At 48.0% G+C, this 17,848-nt stretch carries 10 protein-coding genes; 2 read left to right on the forward strand and 8 right to left on the reverse strand.

From position 1 onward, the window contains the following. Nucleotides 1-253 precede the first annotated feature (253 nt). A complete protein-coding gene (locus ACFOSD_RS11025) occupies nucleotides 254-2,311 on the forward strand; it encodes a methyltransferase domain-containing protein (RefSeq protein WP_380696452.1) in 2,058 nt (685 codons plus the stop codon). 38 nt (nucleotides 2,312-2,349) lie between these two features. Here the strand turns inward: ACFOSD_RS11025 and fliD are convergent, their stop codons facing one another. The 3 genes from fliD to ACFOSD_RS11040 form a co-directional block, all read right to left on the reverse strand. Beyond that, complete coding sequence (gene fliD, locus ACFOSD_RS11030; RefSeq protein WP_380696454.1) at nucleotides 2,350-6,315, reverse strand: flagellar filament capping protein FliD; 3,966 nt, start codon at nucleotides 6,313-6,315, stop codon at nucleotides 2,350-2,352. Between the two features lie 195 nt (nucleotides 6,316-6,510). Beyond that, a complete protein-coding gene (locus ACFOSD_RS11035) occupies nucleotides 6,511-6,936 on the reverse strand; it encodes a flagellar protein FlaG (protein ID WP_380696456.1) in 426 nt (141 codons plus the stop codon). Nucleotides 6,937-7,022: 86 nt separating this feature from the next. After that, a complete protein-coding gene (locus tag ACFOSD_RS11040; protein WP_380696458.1) occupies nucleotides 7,023-10,703 on the reverse strand; it encodes a flagellin N-terminal helical domain-containing protein in 3,681 nt (1,226 codons plus the stop codon). Nucleotides 10,704-10,946: 243 nt separating this feature from the next. Here ACFOSD_RS11040 and ACFOSD_RS11045 point away from each other — a divergent pair, with 243 nt between their 5' ends. After that, on the forward strand, nucleotides 10,947-12,968 hold the full coding sequence (locus ACFOSD_RS11045) for a motility associated factor glycosyltransferase family protein (RefSeq protein WP_380696460.1): 2,022 nt from the start codon (nucleotides 10,947-10,949) through the stop codon (nucleotides 12,966-12,968). A 3-nt stretch (nucleotides 12,969-12,971) separates the two neighbouring features. Here ACFOSD_RS11045 and ACFOSD_RS11050 read toward each other — a convergent pair whose 3' ends face one another. Genes ACFOSD_RS11050 through ACFOSD_RS11070 form a run of 5 tightly spaced genes read right to left on the reverse strand, consistent with a single transcriptional unit; the run spans nucleotide 12,972 to nucleotide 17,789 of the window. After that, nucleotides 12,972-14,276, reverse strand: a complete 1,305-nt coding sequence (locus ACFOSD_RS11050) for an NAD(P)-binding protein (RefSeq protein ID WP_380696462.1) — start codon at nucleotides 14,274-14,276, stop codon at nucleotides 12,972-12,974. A gap of 10 nt (nucleotides 14,277-14,286) precedes the next feature. Further along, nucleotides 14,287-15,072, reverse strand: coding sequence for an oxidoreductase (locus ACFOSD_RS11055; RefSeq protein ID WP_380696464.1), 786 nt, complete (start codon nucleotides 15,070-15,072; stop codon nucleotides 14,287-14,289). Beyond that, nucleotides 15,059-15,760 (reverse strand): acylneuraminate cytidylyltransferase family protein, encoded by a 702-nt coding sequence (locus ACFOSD_RS11060; protein WP_380696466.1) that lies wholly within the window; start codon nucleotides 15,758-15,760, stop codon nucleotides 15,059-15,061. The genes ACFOSD_RS11055 and ACFOSD_RS11060 overlap by 14 nt, the downstream gene beginning before the upstream one ends. Continuing rightward, complete coding sequence (locus ACFOSD_RS11065) at nucleotides 15,757-16,746, reverse strand: Gfo/Idh/MocA family protein (protein WP_380696468.1); 990 nt, start codon at nucleotides 16,744-16,746, stop codon at nucleotides 15,757-15,759. The genes ACFOSD_RS11060 and ACFOSD_RS11065 overlap by 4 nt, the downstream gene beginning before the upstream one ends. After that, nucleotides 16,743-17,789: a nucleotidyltransferase family protein gene (locus tag ACFOSD_RS11070; protein ID WP_380696470.1), complete on the reverse strand. Its 1,047-nt coding sequence runs from the start codon at nucleotides 17,787-17,789 to the stop codon at nucleotides 16,743-16,745. Before ACFOSD_RS11070 ends, ACFOSD_RS11065 begins: the two co-directional genes overlap by 4 nt. Nucleotides 17,790-17,848: the final 59 nt, after the last annotated feature.

A 17,848-nucleotide genomic window follows, 5' to 3' on the forward strand; every position in this document is an offset into this window, starting at 1 on the left:
CTTACACTGTGGCGACTCCGCGCACAAAAACTTGAATGTTTTTTCCCGTGAAGTGCAGGGCTGTTGCATAGTTTAGCCTACAAATCTGGCACGGTCCTTGAAACGACACTATCTGAGTGTAGCGCCTATTAGCACATACGCCAGCGCAAAGGCGCATGAACACTGAACGAATGGCAATATGCTCACCATTTGTTTGCACACAGGTGGCAAGAGGCTGCCGCTTAACATGGCAAGAGACCGCCGGAGAAAGACCATGACACAGGCAAAAAAACAGCTTCATTCTACTCTGTTGCCCGAACACAGCGATGTCTCTGTGGTCGAACGGCAAGCGGTCTGGCATTTGGAGCAATCCGGTAGACACGATGTTGGCTACGCTGCAAGTTCAGAACACCTAGCGCAGGCGAATACCTTAGCCACCGCTTTGGCACAGTTTCCAGAGCATCTGCCCATTGCACTCAATCTGCAAGGGCGCATAGCCTTGGAGAAGGGTCAATTTATTGAGGCAGAGTTTTTCCTTAGCGAAGCCAGTAAATTAGCACCCAAACATGCAGGCATTGCTTTCAGTCGTGGTCACCTTGCCCTATTGCAACACCGGCTCAGTGAAGCCAGTACATGGTTTCGTCGAGCGATCGACATCGATCCCAATGCGACCATCGCCGATCAGTCACTGGCTTACGTAAAGTTTCGCAGCGGACTGTATGCCGAAGCATTTGCTGATTACCGCAAACTGGTTCGCAAGTACCCGCAAAGCCAAGCCCTTAAAAATCGGCTTCTCGAATGCTGTGCACAGATAAAAGCCGATTATTATGATGCTTCTTTGGCGGCCGACATCACCGAACTACTGAATACGGATGGCTTGGATTACCAAGCCCTGGCTCCGTTGGCTGGCTCCTTGCTCATCCACCGCTACCAATTGACCAACCCGCAAGCGCAAATTGAATTGCACCAACTTGTTCAAGATGACTTATTGCTCGCCGCGTTACGAAAAGTGCTGTTTGTGCATCCGGAACTGGATGAATTGGTCGCCACGTTGCGCCACACGGTGCTGCATCATCATTTAACGCTGGGGCATTTTGATGCCGATGTGAAACCCTTATTGCTGAGCCTTGCTCAATACAGCATCCACAATGAATTTGTTACCTTCCAAACCACGGAAGAACAAGACACCTTGCTGGCCCTGCGCGATTATACGAAGACACTCGTAGCCGAGGGTCAAAGCAGTGTCAACGAGCTGTCACTGCCGCTTCTATTGCTATCACTGTATGGTCCGTTGACACAACATTTTGCTGCGCTGCCCATGCGTGCGCTCCTGCAACATACTGATCAAACCCTGCAAAGCATTTTTACAGCGCATTGGGTGGATACCGCCGAAGAAGAAATGCGCGCCCAAAGTATCCCGGCACTCAACACCGTGAACACGCACATTTCAAATAAAGTGCGCGCACAATATGAAGACAATCCTTATCCGCGCTGGACACATTTACCCGACTATTCACCGACGCATTATGGTCGCGCTGTGGCAGCGGAAATTCCAGCGTTTATGTCTCAGTCATTTCAACCCGATGACTCCATACGTCTGTTAGTTGCGGGCTCTGGCACCGGTCGACATGCGATCAACCTGGCTCGCCACTTTCATGATATGAAGGTGACAGCCATTGATCTCAGCACACGGAGTCTGGCCTATGGGCAGATGATGGCCGAACGCTACGAAACAAAGAATATTGCGTTTTACCACGCCGACATCCTTAGTCTCAGGCGTTCACAATTTCCGGAGAAAACGCTGTTTGATGTTATTGAATGCTCCGGTGTGCTGCACCACATGGAGAATCCAATGGCTGGTTGGGAAGTATTGAGCCATTTACTGCGCAAAAATGGGTTAATGAAAGTGGCGCTGTACAGTCGACGCGCCCGCACGACCATTACCCAGCTTCGTCAGGTTATTCAGCGAGAAGGATTATCCACCAGCCCGGAAGACATTCGACGCTTTCGGCAAGTATTGCTGGATAAGAAAACCAGTCCGGAGCTGCAAACCATTTTGACATCGCCCGATTTTTACTCGATGAGCGGTGTCCGAGACCTGCTTTTTCATGCCCAGGAGCATGTGTTTTCCCCTGCAGATCTCAAACAGATGATCGAACATTTGCCGTTAGAGTTCTTAGGCTTTGTGTTGCCACCATCGGTACGGCGTTCATACCAGCACTTCTTCCCCGATGACGCCCTGATGAACAACCTGGATAACTGGGAACGCCTGGAAATAGATAACCCGCGTCTGTTTGGTGGGATGTATCAAATGTACTTACAAAAAAAATAGGCCGATATTGATCGGCCTATTTCCCTGCGTAATCCGCCCTATTTCTTGCCGGACAGCATACCGTTCATAATTTCGAACTGTTGTTGCAAGAACGATTCCGTGCTGTTCAGCCGAGAAATTATCCGGTCATTGAACAAGAACTGTGATTTTAAGCGCTGTTCAGTCGCCGCTATCCGTGTTTCCAAACGCGCCTTCTCCTCATCAATCAATTCTCGCTCTTTTTCCAATCCGGATAGCCGGGCTTCGACTGTCCCGCCCTGGCTTAGAATTCCCTTGAACAAATTGCCAAGCTGTTCGAATACACCGCTGATGTATTGTACCGTACCACGAGACCCCGTTTGGCCTCCCAGCACGCGTACCTGAAGCCCTGCGGCTGGATCACGCGTACCTGTGGCTGCTTTACCATCCACAATTTCAGAAGAAGGTGAAAGCCCCATAATCGCCGACAAAGGCGCTTCAATGCTGGTCAAGCGCACTCTTGACTGCACGCCGGTTGAAGCGGAAAAAATACCGAAGGTACTGGTCGCGTCATCAAATTGAACGTCTACCGTTTTCCCTGCTGCGGCCAAGGTGGCGTCTTCGTTAATCGCCCGACGCATTTCATCGGCCAAAGCACGACCTGTTGCGTACGAAGTCTCCGAAAGGCTGATTTCACCGGAGGCAATGCCATCAATGGTGACCCGGAATGAATTGCTCGTGCTATCCAGCACTACGGACGATGAAAAATCAAACCCAGGCGAACCTAAGATATAGCCGTTAGTGGCCGCCGAATCACCGTTACCGGCAATCAGTAACTGGCCATTTCCGCGCGCTTCAATACCATTAATCGTGCCCTCTACATCACGCCCGGTTGCCACTGTGTTCTCGGTACCGTCGGACAAGCTGAAGCCCAACTGACTGGTCGCGGATACTGACGTAGCGCTGAACGACACCGCGGTTTCATTATCGAACCGAATATTGAATCGCCCTCTCCCCTGCTCATCCTTCTCGTAGGTGACGGAAGCTTGCGCATCAAACCCGCGATAAGTACCCAACTGAAAACCGAAGGTATCTCTGCCGTTGGTTTGTACGGCTCCTGCCGGAATACCTAGGGGGTCAGCCACCGGTGCGGACACCATTTGGATAGAGGCCAAGGCACCAAAGGTCGCAGTATTCGCAATACCATTCTTAGACTGTGTCTCGAAAAACAATTCATTGGCATCGTTGACCCGAGCCACCACATCACCGGGGATAAACTCCCCGCCGCCGCCTGCAGCTACTAAACCTTCATCCAACTGTGCTTGAATATAGGCCAAGCGCTCTTCCAGCGACATGGCGGTTAAGTCTTCATTCAGCGTGAACTCAATGTTGGTGTCAGACACGCGTAATGTGTAGGTGTTGGCCGGATCCATAGGATCCGTGGATAAATCCAGGGCGCCAACGGAAAGATCTATCCCCGTCGCTGTTCTTGCGCCCTGCCCATCGGACAAGATGTTTAAAACTTGGTTGCTGCCCGTTGCCAAGGTTTCTAGCGCCAGGCCACCCGAATCGTTTTTGGCGATGACATCGCCTGCTGCAAAACCGCTGGCGACCAGCGCATCGTCCAAAGCCGTCTGGATGCTATCAAGGTTGTCGGCGCCATTGGCATTGATGTCAACTTCAACTTGCGTGCCATTGAGCTCGAAGATAAAACTGGCCGGGCGACCCGTAAAGTCAATCGCCGTACCGATCGGACGCGACGCCGGGGAGGTTAGTGCACCATTCGCCTCTGCCACGATATTAGCATCTGCGTTGATTAAGTCCTGAATCTGTTGCGCTAGGTCTTCCGGCGTTTGATAGGTACCTGGTGGAATGGTCAGCGTGTTGCTGCTGATCGTATCAAACTCCTCACCAAAACCATCGATGCCCGTGGTATAGCGGTTGCTGATGTCGATGACAAATTCCGTATCCGCAGCGATCGTTACACCAGAAGAGGCCAGGCCCTCAGCATCCGCAAGTCCGAGCACATCGTTTTGCCCTGTAACGTTCACATTGGCAAGCTCAAGCGTTTTGGCATCACCGGTTACTCCGGTGCTGAACACAATTCGGTTCGCTGAGTTGAAGGATGCAGTAACACCCGTTGCAGCAAGCTGCTGGTTGATGTAGGCCAGCATATCGGAGCGCGTCCGATCATTAACAATATTACCTTCGATATCCAGCACATCAGACATATCTTCATCGAGCGTGATGTTGTAGGTCTGCACCCCACCACCGTCACCCAGATCGACATTTAAATCAAAAGAGACGGTATTTACCGCAAAATCAAACGCATCCGTTGCAAAGACTTCTCTTGAACCGGGAATGGTCGACGCCGCAAAGGCCTGATCATTCAACGAATTATAGAACTGGCCGCTGACACCGCCTTGTCCGGCCAGCGTAATACCCAAGGTATTGGCCACCATAGGATCAGCGTCCACAATGGAAATTTGTGAGCTGCTGCCAAACCGGCTGGACGTTATTTCAATTTCACCCGTTGTTTGATCATAAGCGACGGACACACTGCGCCCCCGCCCCTGCATTGTTTCATTGTTATTGATGGCATTTTGCACCATCAAAGCCAGGTCGTCGTAACTTTCGTAACTGCCTTGTGTCAATGCGATGGTGGCCGTGGTGCCGTCCACATTCATTCGCAAGGAATCATTTGACCCACCTATCACCACGGGGCTCATCGCCGTCGGTTCAGCGATGGATTTGCCGGTATACTTCGCTTGCGTCGCCAACTGGGTTATTTCAATGGGATACGAACCCGGCTTGGTGTCGGCCGTTTTGGCTACATAATTAATGAGCGAATCAGATGCAGAGTTCGTATTAGCAAACAGCCCCGTCACTGATTCGATGGAACTTTGAAAGGCCGCTTCCAGAGTACTGGCATTCAACGACAGCTTATAGTTGTCGGTACTGTCGGTAAAAATACCGATATCCGCCAGTGAGCGATACTCTGCACTCTCTAAACCACTGACAATTTGCGTCAATGCACTCCGTACTTGGTTCTGCACGGTTCGCAGTGTCGAATCACCTAATAGCAAACCTCCAGCATTTTCCCCGGGGGTGAATTTCGTCACCTCAGAATACACTTCACGGTAAAAATTGTAGGCTTCCACGAAGGCTTCGGTCTTCTCTACGACACCGGACGTATCGCGTGAGATCGACAGATTGACGGTTTTGCCTTCCGTCGCCGAGTTCAAATTGACCGTAACCCCACGAATAATTTCAGTAAGCTGGTTGGTTCGCGAGGTGACCGCCAAACCATTGACGGTTAATGAGGCGCTCTGAGCCTTTTGCGTCATGACCATGTTGGCGTTTTCATCGTTTTGCGTAGCGTTGTACGCCAAGCCTTGAATGGCTGCATCACCGGTTGCGGTAATTTCCATCGAGTTGTCTAAACCGGCTTCTTTACTGCTTAGCAACAGACGATAGCCAGAACCATCATTGACCAATGAGGCTTGCACGCCTATGTCGGCGGCGTTTATAGCATCACGCACCCCACCTAAGGTGTTATTAGCAGAGGTCAGATTGATACTGAATTCTTTACCGGCACTGTTTTGGGTAAAGCCGGTCACTTCATCGGTAATGTCGTCATAGCTGTATTCGCCAAAACGGAACGTCAAAGTGCCTAGGCCAAGTGTGTCCGTTACCGAGTTGTACGACTGGGAGGCCACGGTGTGTGACTGCGCCACTGAATTAACCACTAATGAATAGTTCCCAACATCGGCTGTTGATGATGTGGTTGCGGTCACGGCACTGGAGTCACTGGAAGAGGCTTTGGTTTGCCGAATGTTGGTGGCACTGGATAACGACTGCGCAGACGCCTGCAGGCTGCTCAACGCACTTTGAATTTCGCCATAGGCGGTAATTTGGGCGTCAACCTTGGCGGTTTTCCGTTCCAATCTAAGATCGCTGGCCTCGCGTTCGGCCGCGATAATCTGATCGGCTAAGTCTGCTGTCAGCAAACCTGACCCAATACCAAGAGATTGAATGGTCGCCATGATGTTTCTCCGCTACTCGCACCACCAGAAGTTCGCTCTGGCTCATCTCAAGGTAGAAAATACTCATCTACCCTGCACCTAAATTCATCCCCCAGTGTATTCCGCACAAATACAAAAAGGGCGTAAAGTTTATCGGCATTTCGCCAATAAACTTTACACCCTACATTGTAAGCAATTGTTGTGCTAGTTACCTACTTACACCTGTGCCCGAAACAAGGCCAGTGGTTCTTCCTGATTCAGCTTTTGGGCTAAGGAAACCGCTTCTTCACTGGGAATCTGCCGAATGAGTTCTTGGGTACTGGCGTCATAGACACTGATGACAGTAATACCGGTCGACTCATCCAAACTGAAATTCAGTGACCGCTGGGTGTTCTGCACGTAGTCCTGCAAACGGGCTACGGCATCGCTCACATCGGTCGCGGCTTCTACCACTTTTTGTTCACTGGGTTTCATCATTGAAACCTTTAGGCCTGAACCACTCAAACTGGCCACTTGGGCCGTTGAGGTCGGCAATTCCTTGCCGATTTCTTGCGTTCTGGCCTGCAAAGCTGCAGGTGAAGAGGCGGACTTCAACAGGCTGTTTTGATAAACCGCCACGCTGTTCTCCATTGAATTTGCCATCTGCAAATACCTCTTACATACAAACCTATCGTTATTGGGAAGGAAGCAAGTGAGCGTTACCGCTCACTTACTCGGCTATTCGCCTATTATCCCAACAGTGACAGAACCTGCTGTGGCCGCTGGTTAGCCTGCGCCAGGATGGAGATACCCGCCTGTTGCAGTACCTGAGTCCGGCTCAGCTCGGCCGATTCAGCCGCGAAGTCCGCGTCACGAATACGTGAGTTGGCCGCGGTCAGGTTTTCCTGAGTGATCTGCAGGTTGCTGATGGTAGACTCGAAGCGGTTTTGAACAGCACCGAGGTCAGCACGCGTACTGGTTACGGTACGCAATGCGTTGTCTACCGCAGTAATGGCAGACTGTGCACCTTCAAACGTCGAAATATCGATGTCTTTGATGAACTGACCGTCTTCACCGCCACCGAAAGTACCCAGGCGTAAGCCCAAACCTTCCAAACCAGCCGCACCGTTAGAACCACCTTCTACCGTGAACTGACCAGCACTTTCCAGGCTGACGGTACCGTATGTAGTCTCGTACGCCAGCGCTTCAGCGCCGATACCGTCTACAGACGAACCTTCACCAAAGGTAGCTTCACCGATACCTTCAACCGCTGCATCCAAGCCGAACAGAGCACCGATCGAGTCATTTTGGCCTGAACGGTCATCAATGGCGATGGAGATGTTACGGCCATCGGCAGCTGTCATGGTTAATGACACACCGTTGTCATCTGCCGTCACACCCGTTTTACCGCTGTTCTGATTAATCAGATTCAGAGCATCAGCACGTGCACGGTCGGTATCAATGTTACCTTCGCCGTTGGCTTGCAAGGTCACCACACCAACGTTTACGCCGTTGATATAGATCGCTGATTCATCGCCAACATTGAAGTTGGTTGTATCAAGGTTCGTACCGTCACCACCCACAACCTTCGTTGCGTTGACCGTTGCTGTTACGCCGGTTTCGCCCGATACGTCGTTGATGGCTGCAGCAACTGCGATCGCAGACAGTTCTTTCGAGCTGGACAGAATCCGGCTGCCATCAGAAGCTACCGTGGCCGAAGCCGTGTCTTCCGCTGCACGTGCACTGCCGATGGCTACGCCATTGATCAGTAAGTCACCATCACGCAGACCTTGAGGGCCACGGAAATCTTCATTGGCATTCGTACCCACGAAGAATTCACCACGACCGGCAGGATCTGCCAAGGCGACTGTCACGTTGCGGGTATCGTCAGATACAAACTTCAGTTCACCAGACAGTGCCTGGGCACCTTCGCCGACAAACGTAGTAGTACCTGCATTGTCCGTTAAACGAACACCACGGCCTTCGGCATTCTCGGATTCAACCGACAACTGCTCACCGGAGAAGTTACGAATCGTCAGTACTATACCGTCGGCAGTATCCTCTGCCAATTCAGCAGAGACAGCAAATCCACCTGCAGAGAAGTCGGTGCGATTGATGTCTTCCAGCAACGAATTCAATGTCACCGCACCACCTGCATCATTATCTGCAGAAGCCAGGACACTGATCGAGCCGCCATCGTAATTAAACTGAAGCGCATCGCCTGCCTCTAAGTTGGCAGTTGTTGATAGCGTCAGGTTAACCGCTACTTCTTCCCAAGCAGTTACACCATCAACGTCGTCATTGATGCGACCAGCAAGCTGAGCCATGGTGCTACCGGCTGCAACTGGAGGATCCAATGCGATTGTTTCATCACCCAGCTGAATAGAAGCATCTATTTCCGCGGTGGATCCCAATGCAGATGTTCCGTAGGAAGTAAAGGTCAAGGTATCGATCGTACCACCCTGAACCCGAGCTTGAGCACCACCTTCATAGAAATTGGTGACACGAACTGGATCATCTCCCGTCGCTTCCCAAGCCAGGTCGCCACCAACAAATTGTGCAACTGTACTTGTCAACGTTGCCGTTGCTCCAGAGCCGAAGGTCAGATCTATATCTGTAAAGGTTGAGTTGTCCAAGACAACCTGAACTTCAGTATTGGTGTAATTCTTAACAGTAATTTCAAGCTCATCGCGTGCTTCGTTCAACTGCGCAACAATGGACCCTGCGGTTCCAACAACAGCACTGAAATCGCCAGCATTTATGCTATCTTGTAAGGACACCAAACGTTCTTCCAGTGTACCGGTACCAACATTCAACGATACACCAGCCAAGGTGAAGGAGCTTGCACCCAATGAGCCACCGACAAAAGTCATGTCGGTAATGGTCATATCGATACGCTCATAGAATTGAGCCGCACCGGAAGCATCTGTCGTCAACAGTGCAGCAGTATCAGCAACCGTTGCTGCGGAAGCAGTGTCCGCCACAAGTGCATACTCCAAATCACCGATCTCTACAGTGGTGGTTAGGCGTGAAGCTGCTGCTGCTGCAGTACCAACCAACTGGATAGAGGAAGCTAACGAGTTGCCTAAAGCATTGATCACTGTACCTGTAGCATTAAGAACGGTACCAGTTGCATCTGCACGATCAACTTTGTTATTGAGTGAGTTCGCCCCTGTACCGGCAGAAATGGTTGATGCTACGGTATCATCTGACACGACTTGTGAAACGCTCGACGCTACGCCACGGGTATAGGTACCCGCCGTCAAACCGGCGTTGGCCAAGTCGCCTTTACCAGTGCCGTTACCGCCGGTAATCTCGATTTCTTTCACATCACCATCGGCAATCAAGGTATAACCGCCGGTGAACGTACGAGTGCTCTCTACTGCGTCGGTATCAGCAAGATTGGTGTTACCCAAACCAGTTGCAGCAACCACTTTTTCCAAGCCTGCAGCGGTTGAGACGTCATCCGTACCAAAATCCACATATTCCAGCGTAATGTTACGACCATCGGAGGCAACCAATTCAACACCGTTGGAGGCCAAGCCTGTATCAACCGCTGTAATACCGGTTTGTTCAGTGAAGGCATTAATGGCCTGAACTACCGATGCACGACTGGAGTTCGTATCACTGGACGTGGTAATTTCAATTTCAACGCCATTCAGTTTAATCGTACCGCTGGTGGATGCACCCTTCATTGCAGAGCCAGACGCCACATTGTCATTAACAAACGCTGTAACACCAGTTTCGTCTGACTTGCGGTTAATCGCTTCAACTTTGGCAATGGCTGACGCCGCTGCATTAGATACAGAAGCTGTATCGTCGCCGGCACGAGAAGAGTCGATGCCTACGCCGTTAATGGTCAAGTCGCCATTAGCTAGGGCAACATCAGAACCGAACGCAGATACACCGACTTGCTCACCAGAGCCTAAACGGCCTGCAGTCAATTCACCGATTTTAACGCCAACAGTCTGCCCTGCGTTTGAGCCTACCTGGAAGCTGCCATCAAACTGCCCGTCGAACAACTTACGGCCGTTGAACGTTGTCTCTTCAGACGTACGTGTAATCTCAGCAATCAACTGATTTACTTCAGATTGCAACGCGACGCGGTCGTCATCTGAGTTAGTCGCGTTTGCGGACTGTACAGCCAGCTCACGAATACGCTGCAGCGCATCCGTCATTGACTGCAATGCACCTTCAGCGGTTTGCGCCAAAGAAATACCGTCACCCGCGTTACGGATGGCCACACCCAAACCCTTGGTTTGAGATTCAAAACGTGTAGAAATCGCCAGACCGGCGGCATCGTCTTTCGCACTGTTGATCCGAAGACCAGAAGACAAACGCTGCAACGCCGTTTCGTTGGCGGATTGAGAGTTGGTCAAATTCCGCTGAGCGGTCAATGACGCAAGGTTGGTATTAATTATCTGTGCCATGAGAGAATCTCCTCAGTTGAATGCCGACATCTCAACCCAGAGTGTCGTTGCACTTTTGTCACAGCACTATTGGCGGCAAGGAGTTGCCGTTCTTTAGGATTTTTTTGCCCAAATGACATTTTTTTTGAAAGTCATTCTTCTCACTCGGAAAATTAAGCAACAAAAAGCGTTAGAAGAGCACAGGCACAATAATTGCTTGTAATTCAGCAAAGCTAAACCCAAATCGTTACGCGGAACCCTTCTATGAGTGCACTTCTCCAAGAATTACATCAAAAAAACATGAATTTTTTTGCAACTCACTACCCCGCGATACATCAAAAGCTCATCGGTATCGATCATAGTGAATATGAGATCTTGATCGATAGCGATCGAGGAGATGTGGATGTGCGCGTCAAAGGGCAACTCTACTACAGTGGCTCAGCAATGAAAGAAGTTGAATTAGAGTACTCGGACTTTTTGTTTCGTTCTGGCGTAGGAAAACGACAAGTGAGCATGGAGAGACTGCGACCTGGAGACTTCAATTTGCCGAGAACAGCACACCAGTTTATTGATCGACTGGTCGCGAGACATTCAGACCCTGCTAAAGACGAGAAAAGTGACTGGCAAGTACCTGCTTTTTATCCTCAAGTTGTCGTGTTAGGTGTTGGACTAGGGCTACACATAACGAATTTATTAGATCAACACATTATTCACAGTCTCGTGGTCTACGAATCTGATCTAGCAATGATACTAATGAGTACATTCGTAACGGACTGGGAGGAATTATTCAAAAAACAATATGGTGAAGGGAGATCATTGACCATTTTAAATATAGACATCGAAGAAGGCGACAAGCAGATATGGAACTTCTTGCAAAACACAGCGCCGCACTTCCCATTGTGCACCATTTTCTACAACCACAACCAAAACAAAGACACTTATAAAATTGCGCAATCCATTATCAGCCAGCGTCATTTATTCATGCCATCGTGGGGACAATATGACGATGAGATAAACCAAACCAATCATATAATAAGAAACCTGCAGAAAAGTCTACGCGTAATTCCTGAAAAAAATTCATTCAAAATAAATAAGCCAGTAATAGTGGTAGGGTCAGGACCTTCACTGGATCGCCATATTGAAAAAATCAAGGAATTGAGAAGCAACTATTTAATTTTTAGTGCTGGAAGCTCAATAACTTCATTGTTAGCCAATGATATAACCCCAGACTTACACGTAGAAATAGAAAGCGATTATTTAACATATAAAAAATTAAGCGAATCTAAATACCATAACGAAATTAGAAAAATACCCTTGTGCGCAGCGGTACAATGCTCACCTTTCCTGTTTGATTTTTTTGAACAATCAGTAGCATTTTTTAAAGAAGAACTCCCATCTTCTGCAGTACTCGAGCCGGATGTGAACAATAGATTAAGATATGCGACACCGACTTGTACAAACACAGCACTTTCAATTGCCATTCATTTTCAAGCACCAGAGGTCAGACTCATTGGATTAGATTTAGGCTACTATCAACTCGATCAACACCACAGTAAGTCGTCAGTATACTATGATGATTCTGATATGGGAAAAAAGCTTTCCAAAAATATGGATAAGCTGAACAATGAAAAGAAGAATATGAAAATGGTTCAGGGGTATAAAGGAACTGTCTTTACATATTGGGTTTTCGACTTTGCAAGAAAATCAATTGAGCGACTCATCTCGATAACAAAAGACACGTTGGTGATAAATCACTCAGATGGCGCTGTTATTAAGGATTGCTTACGCGAAGAAGAATTAACACCACCAAAAGAAAAAATTAATTCAAAAGCCAGCAAGGAAGCCTGGGAAGACCTATTGACATCAGGAAAGAAACTACATATCAATGATTTAAATAAATTACACACAAAAACGCTAGCAATGGAAGACGAGCTAATTGAGTTCATTCAAAAATCAATAATAGAGCCGGTAACTGACCCTGTAGATTACATGAGCCGGAAGTCTTTCATTATAAATAAAGAAATAATAAAGTTAGAGAAAAAACATGGCAAACTTTGTATGACGATATCAGGAACGTTGAGACAATACATATATCTTGGCTTAAGCCTAGTATTAATGACAAGAGAGACAGAAAGACAATTGGCGTTTGCGAACGACTGGCGTATAAGCTTTAGAAAGTTACTTCTTACAATAAGAAAAGAAACTGATGATATCTTTAAACAAAATCAAGCCAGCAAATCAGAAGACCGGCTGACATTAAGCATTCTAGAACCACTACCAGAATAAACGTCAGGTCACTCTATTAAATGCATCTATAATCACATCATTCATAAAGAACTGATCCCCTCTTGCCTTACCGAGCAAGAGGGTATTAGGCAACTTTTCTGCCTCGCACAACATATCATCTCGTGCAGTAAGAAAGTCTTTTGTATAGACAGGAAAACTTATCGGAAGGAAATCAGAAGCCGAAAATAATACCAATGACTTTTTATCGATCAAGCCTGTCTCTACCAGTTCATTAAAGATTTCTTCAACTGAAAGGGGGTCTTGCGTAAAAACCTCGACCGTAATGCGATGATCATTACGGTGGTTGATATTGGAGTATAAGGTTGCACGAAAGTGCTTAAAGTCAGGATCATAATTTGTAACATAATGACAAGACGTTATTGGTGCCTTATCAATAACCAAATGCATCAACTGCGTCGATAGAAATTGTGGCTTCCCGGTTGGCTGCCAGTTTGAATTCGTCATTCGCAATAAAGGAAACAACGGTAGTGTCCATACTAAGCGCTCGGCCTCTATAACGTCACCATCGGACAAACGAGCCTTAATACCCTCGCCTTGGTATTGTAGCTGTTCAACTGACTGGCCAAGACAAATGCACTCCTTGCCGACTTGATCAGCAAGTTGATCAACCCATTGATGGATGCCTCCTACCTTAGGGTAGTACTTCATTGGGCTCTTAGGCCCTTCCTCTGCAGAATGATAAGCGATCCTATCATCGAACGCTGGTAATTCTTTTAACGCCTTGCTGACTTCCGGGTTAGCTATTATTAAACGACTTAACCCAAATAAAAGCTGTGCGTTGCTGGCTAAGGAACTGGCTGGTACTTGGTACAGTTTTTCCAGCGCCGGGATCAGTATATGAGTCGAAAAAACATCACCAAAAACGGCTTTTATCTGATCCTCAGCGTTGTCATACTTTTCGGATAGGGTGCTATTTTGCAATACCCCAACTAACTCACCTATACCTTTATTTAATGTATCGCTGTCCAAGGCATTGAGTGCGTTAATGACTGTTGAAGACTCATGGAGCCCTTTAAAATAGCTGCCCGCATTAACATGAGGTATTTTCAACCAGTCTTCTTTTGTAACCGACGACAACAACACTTCATCAATATTAGGACGTCCGGTGGCACTTACAAAATGCGTGCCGTAGTCAAATGTATAAGAAGCATGCTGTATCGAACTGAGTAGACCACCCACGTGATCTGCAGAGTCCACCAAAAGTACTTTGCGTCCTTTATTTTGCGCCGCCAATGCCGCTACCAAACCCGCAACGCCGCCCCCTACGATCAGATCATCGACTTTCATGCTCATACCTCTATGTCGGTTTGCGGTGTCTACCACCGATGCTAAACCCGTCATCGATAACGATATTCTGTCCACAAATAAACCGTGATGCAGGGCTTAATAGGCAAAGAACCATCCCAACGAGATCTTCCGCATCTAACATACCCTTCGTGCGACTGTACTCCCGATAGTGTTGTAGGAATTCAGAGGGTTGATTGTCAAAAATTCCACCGGGACTGATTGAGTTTACTCTAAATTGTGTTCCCTTAGTGTAGGATGTCACAAACTGTTGCATATGCTGAATTCCCGATTTAATGGCAGCATACTCAATCGGCATGGTCATATCCGTACCATTATAGACATCCAGTCGCGGCGCAATGACCCCGTATACCGATGAGAGATTCACCAACGAAAACTCGACATCATGTGTGGTTGCAAACCGGGCACACTGTTGCATTACAACAAAATATGCACCCATGTGCTTACTGATATTGTCACAAAAGTCATCATACTCTACTTCAAAGAAGTCCCTTCCATAATTTCGCCCGATAGGGTAGCTGGTATTGACGGCATATTTCGGCACCCTACCCTCATTCATCAAATATTCAAACAATTGCGTTATCGATTCGGCACTAGAAATATCAAGTACATGTTTTTCGCCACGTACTAGCTCAATGTCCGCAAGCCTTTCATGTGATATATCAACAGCAACGACCCAAGTATTCTCTTTTTTGCTGAATGCCTCAACCAACACTTTACCAATGCGACCACAGGCGCCAAAAATGATAACCGATTCTTGCATTTCAGATTTCTTCATGCATCAGCACCTCAGCCATTTTGAAATCATATGCCGTATCAATATCAATCGAGCGCTCTCTTGGAATAATTGTCGAACGTGTTCTGCCGGCTAATACACCATCGGCCGATAAAATAAACGAAGGTCGACAAACATAAGCGACGGTCGTCATGTCATAAGTTATTGGTGCATCTTGCCGACCGTGGGCTGTAACTCCTTCTATAACGACGTGACAATACGCATCGTCATCCAAGGTTATCATGTTGTAATAAGGGTTTCGGTACGACGGTGATGCCGTTACGACCATGTCTGTCTGGTCATCCAACATTTCGACACATTGAACAACATCATTCAAATTGCGGCATGGGCTGGTCGCCGGTAAGCTCAAAAAGGTGTTAAACGTGATGCCTTGATCCTGCAGGTATTCAACTGCATGCCGCCACGCCATCCATTCCGATGCCGTATCCGTCGACAGTTCAGCAGGCCGTTCAATAATATCCGCACCATACCTTACTGATACATCTGCTATCTCGTTGTCATCGGTCGACACATACACTTTATCAACACCAGGCACTCGCTTGGCCATTTCAATAGAGTAAGCAATTAAGGGCTTGTTATTTAATAGCTTAACGTTTTTCCTTGGTACACCCTTTGAACCTCCACGCGCAAAGACAAAAGCTATTATGTTGAATGAATTGTCGTTCATCATACGAGACTCATCCATCTAGCTTCTTCTGAGGACGACTTTAACGACACAACGAGGTTAAGGGTTGCCAATGCTTCGTCAAAGGTGCAGACCTCTCGAGCAGCTCCAGCCATTGTATCTTGGTAGGCTACAAGCATATTTTTATACATTAGATTTCGATCCCAGTCCTGCCCGTCGAACACCACAACGTCTGGCGTATTCCCTTCCGAGAGGCAAACGGTATTTTTTATAATGTTCCAAGAAAGAACGCCGCGTTCGAAAACAATTTTACAGACTCTAAACGGCTTTCTTTGAAGCATATCGAGGTGTACATTTGCTACCCATCCGGAACTGTGCTGCAGCAATAAATCTGCTGTATCTTCCACATCTAATTCCAATACCCCTGAGCGGCGCGCATTACAAAAACACCCGACAAAGTGACCGAACAACCACTGCAAATAGTCAAGCTCGTGACTCAACTCCAGTAGCACGCCACCCCCAAGATCTGATCGGGCAGATGCCGTCTCCCGATAGTCCTTATTAGGTCTCCAGTCAGGCAAGAACTGGCCTACATCTACGATCACCGAATGTATTGCCCCTAATTTATGATGTTGGAGCCAATTTTTTACAAATTGTGCAGACGACAAAAACCTTAGATTATAGGCTACTCGTATACGGTGCTTCTGCGCGTCCAGCCGCAGTAGTTCATCAGTAATCTGGTGTGCGATCGGTTTCTCGAGCAGAACGGGCACACCCTTCGCCAGCAAATAGTCCGCATGCTGCACATGGTAAGCGGAAGGTGAAGCAATAATGGCCCAGTCAAAGGCATTCTGGTCAACCATTGAGAAACACCCAACGTCTATTTCTGGGCTATATTCCTCTGCATTCGCCAACCTTCCCGTGGGGTGGATCACGGTAATATGATAGTTCGGCCAATTTGCTGCAATATTCCCAATGTGGCGTTTCGCAATATTGCCGGACCCTACAACTGCAATTCTTTTCGCGTTCACAGGGCGAGAAATTCAAGTTGGGCTTTTTTGAAATCTTCCATACGGCCGATATCCAGCCAGTACTCATGCAACGGAAACATGTTGACTGTTTGGCCGTCTTGCATAGCGCTTTCTATCAATTCCGGCATGTCGACTCTTTCTTCTTTTGGAATGCTCGCGATCATCTCCGGCGATAGCAAGTATATTCCCGCATTGATAAAGAACTTTTGTACAGGTTTCTCGACGATTGACGTTATTTGATGCCCAACGCTAGAGATAACACCATATGGCACTTGATACTCGTACTCACGGACACACATTGTTGCCACAGCGGCATTGTCCACATGAAAGTCGAGCAGATTGGTAAAATTCAGCTGCGTAAGGAGATCACCATTCATGACAAATACCGGCGCATCGAGCTTATCATCTGGCAACAGACTCAAAGCGCCCGCGGTGCCTAACGGATCCTTTTCATCTACATAGTCAATGGAAACACCCCATTTATCACCATCGCCAAAATGGTCACGAATCATCTCACCACGATAATGCGTGGAAATGCAAAATCGATGAAATCCGGCAGCGATGAAACTTTCCAGGATGGTTTCTAATATGGGCTTGCCACCAATCATTAACATAGGTTTAGGGCAATCATTCGTTAAGGGCCTTAGCCGGGTACCGAATCCCCCAGCCATGAGAAATACCAAGTTGTCTTTTTTGGGCGTATCTCGGAGGCTGTAAAGCGTTTCAAGACCAATGACCTGGTCTTCATAGTTCAACACCGGCATTTGCAGCACTTGATGGCGGTCCATCGCTTTTTGAATGTTGGCTTTGCTCCAATCCATTCGTGCCGTTATCGGCTCATTATGCATGACAGCACTGACAGGTGACGATAGTGGCGCATGAGCCATCAATGCGCGACGAATGTCGCCGTCTGTTACCGTACCCAGTAGTCTGCGTTGCTCGTCAACAACCAGTAGGATTCGCATACCACTGTCATTCAGCGTTCGAATAGCATCTTCCAAGGACACTGCCTGTTGGATGAGTGTTGTTTGCCATTGCTTCATCGCTATGCCCTCATGGTAGAACCTACAATTCGGTTATCGGCAAATCACGCCAAAACTTA

Source organism: Salinispirillum marinum (assembly GCF_042650105.1).
GTDB classification, from domain to species: Bacteria; Pseudomonadota; Gammaproteobacteria; order Pseudomonadales; family Natronospirillaceae; genus Salinispirillum; species Salinispirillum marinum.

Bases quoted from the DNA above. Each gene is read 5' to 3' on its own strand.
- ACFOSD_RS11050 (WP_380696462.1), bottom strand. From the start codon at position 14,276: ATGAAAGTCGATGATCTGATCGTAGGGGGCGGCGTTGCGGGTTTGGTA.
- fliD (WP_380696454.1), bottom strand. From the start codon at position 6,315: ATGGCGACCATTCAATCTCTTGGTATTGGGTCAGGTTTGCTGACAGCA.
- ACFOSD_RS11040 (WP_380696458.1), bottom strand. From the start codon at position 10,703: ATGGCACAGATAATTAATACCAACCTTGCGTCATTGACCGCTCAGCGG.
- ACFOSD_RS11055 (WP_380696464.1), bottom strand. From the start codon at position 15,072: ATGAAGAAATCTGAAATGCAAGAATCGGTTATCATTTTTGGCGCCTGT.
- ACFOSD_RS11045 (WP_380696460.1), top strand. From the start codon at position 10,947: ATGAGTGCACTTCTCCAAGAATTACATCAAAAAAACATGAATTTTTTT.
- ACFOSD_RS11025 (WP_380696452.1), top strand. From the start codon at position 254: ATGACACAGGCAAAAAAACAGCTTCATTCTACTCTGTTGCCCGAACAC.
- ACFOSD_RS11070 (WP_380696470.1), bottom strand. From the start codon at position 17,789: ATGAAGCAATGGCAAACAACACTCATCCAACAGGCAGTGTCCTTGGAA.
- ACFOSD_RS11060 (WP_380696466.1), bottom strand. From the start codon at position 15,760: ATGATGAACGACAATTCATTCAACATAATAGCTTTTGTCTTTGCGCGT.
- ACFOSD_RS11035 (WP_380696456.1), bottom strand. From the start codon at position 6,936: ATGGCAAATTCAATGGAGAACAGCGTGGCGGTTTATCAAAACAGCCTG.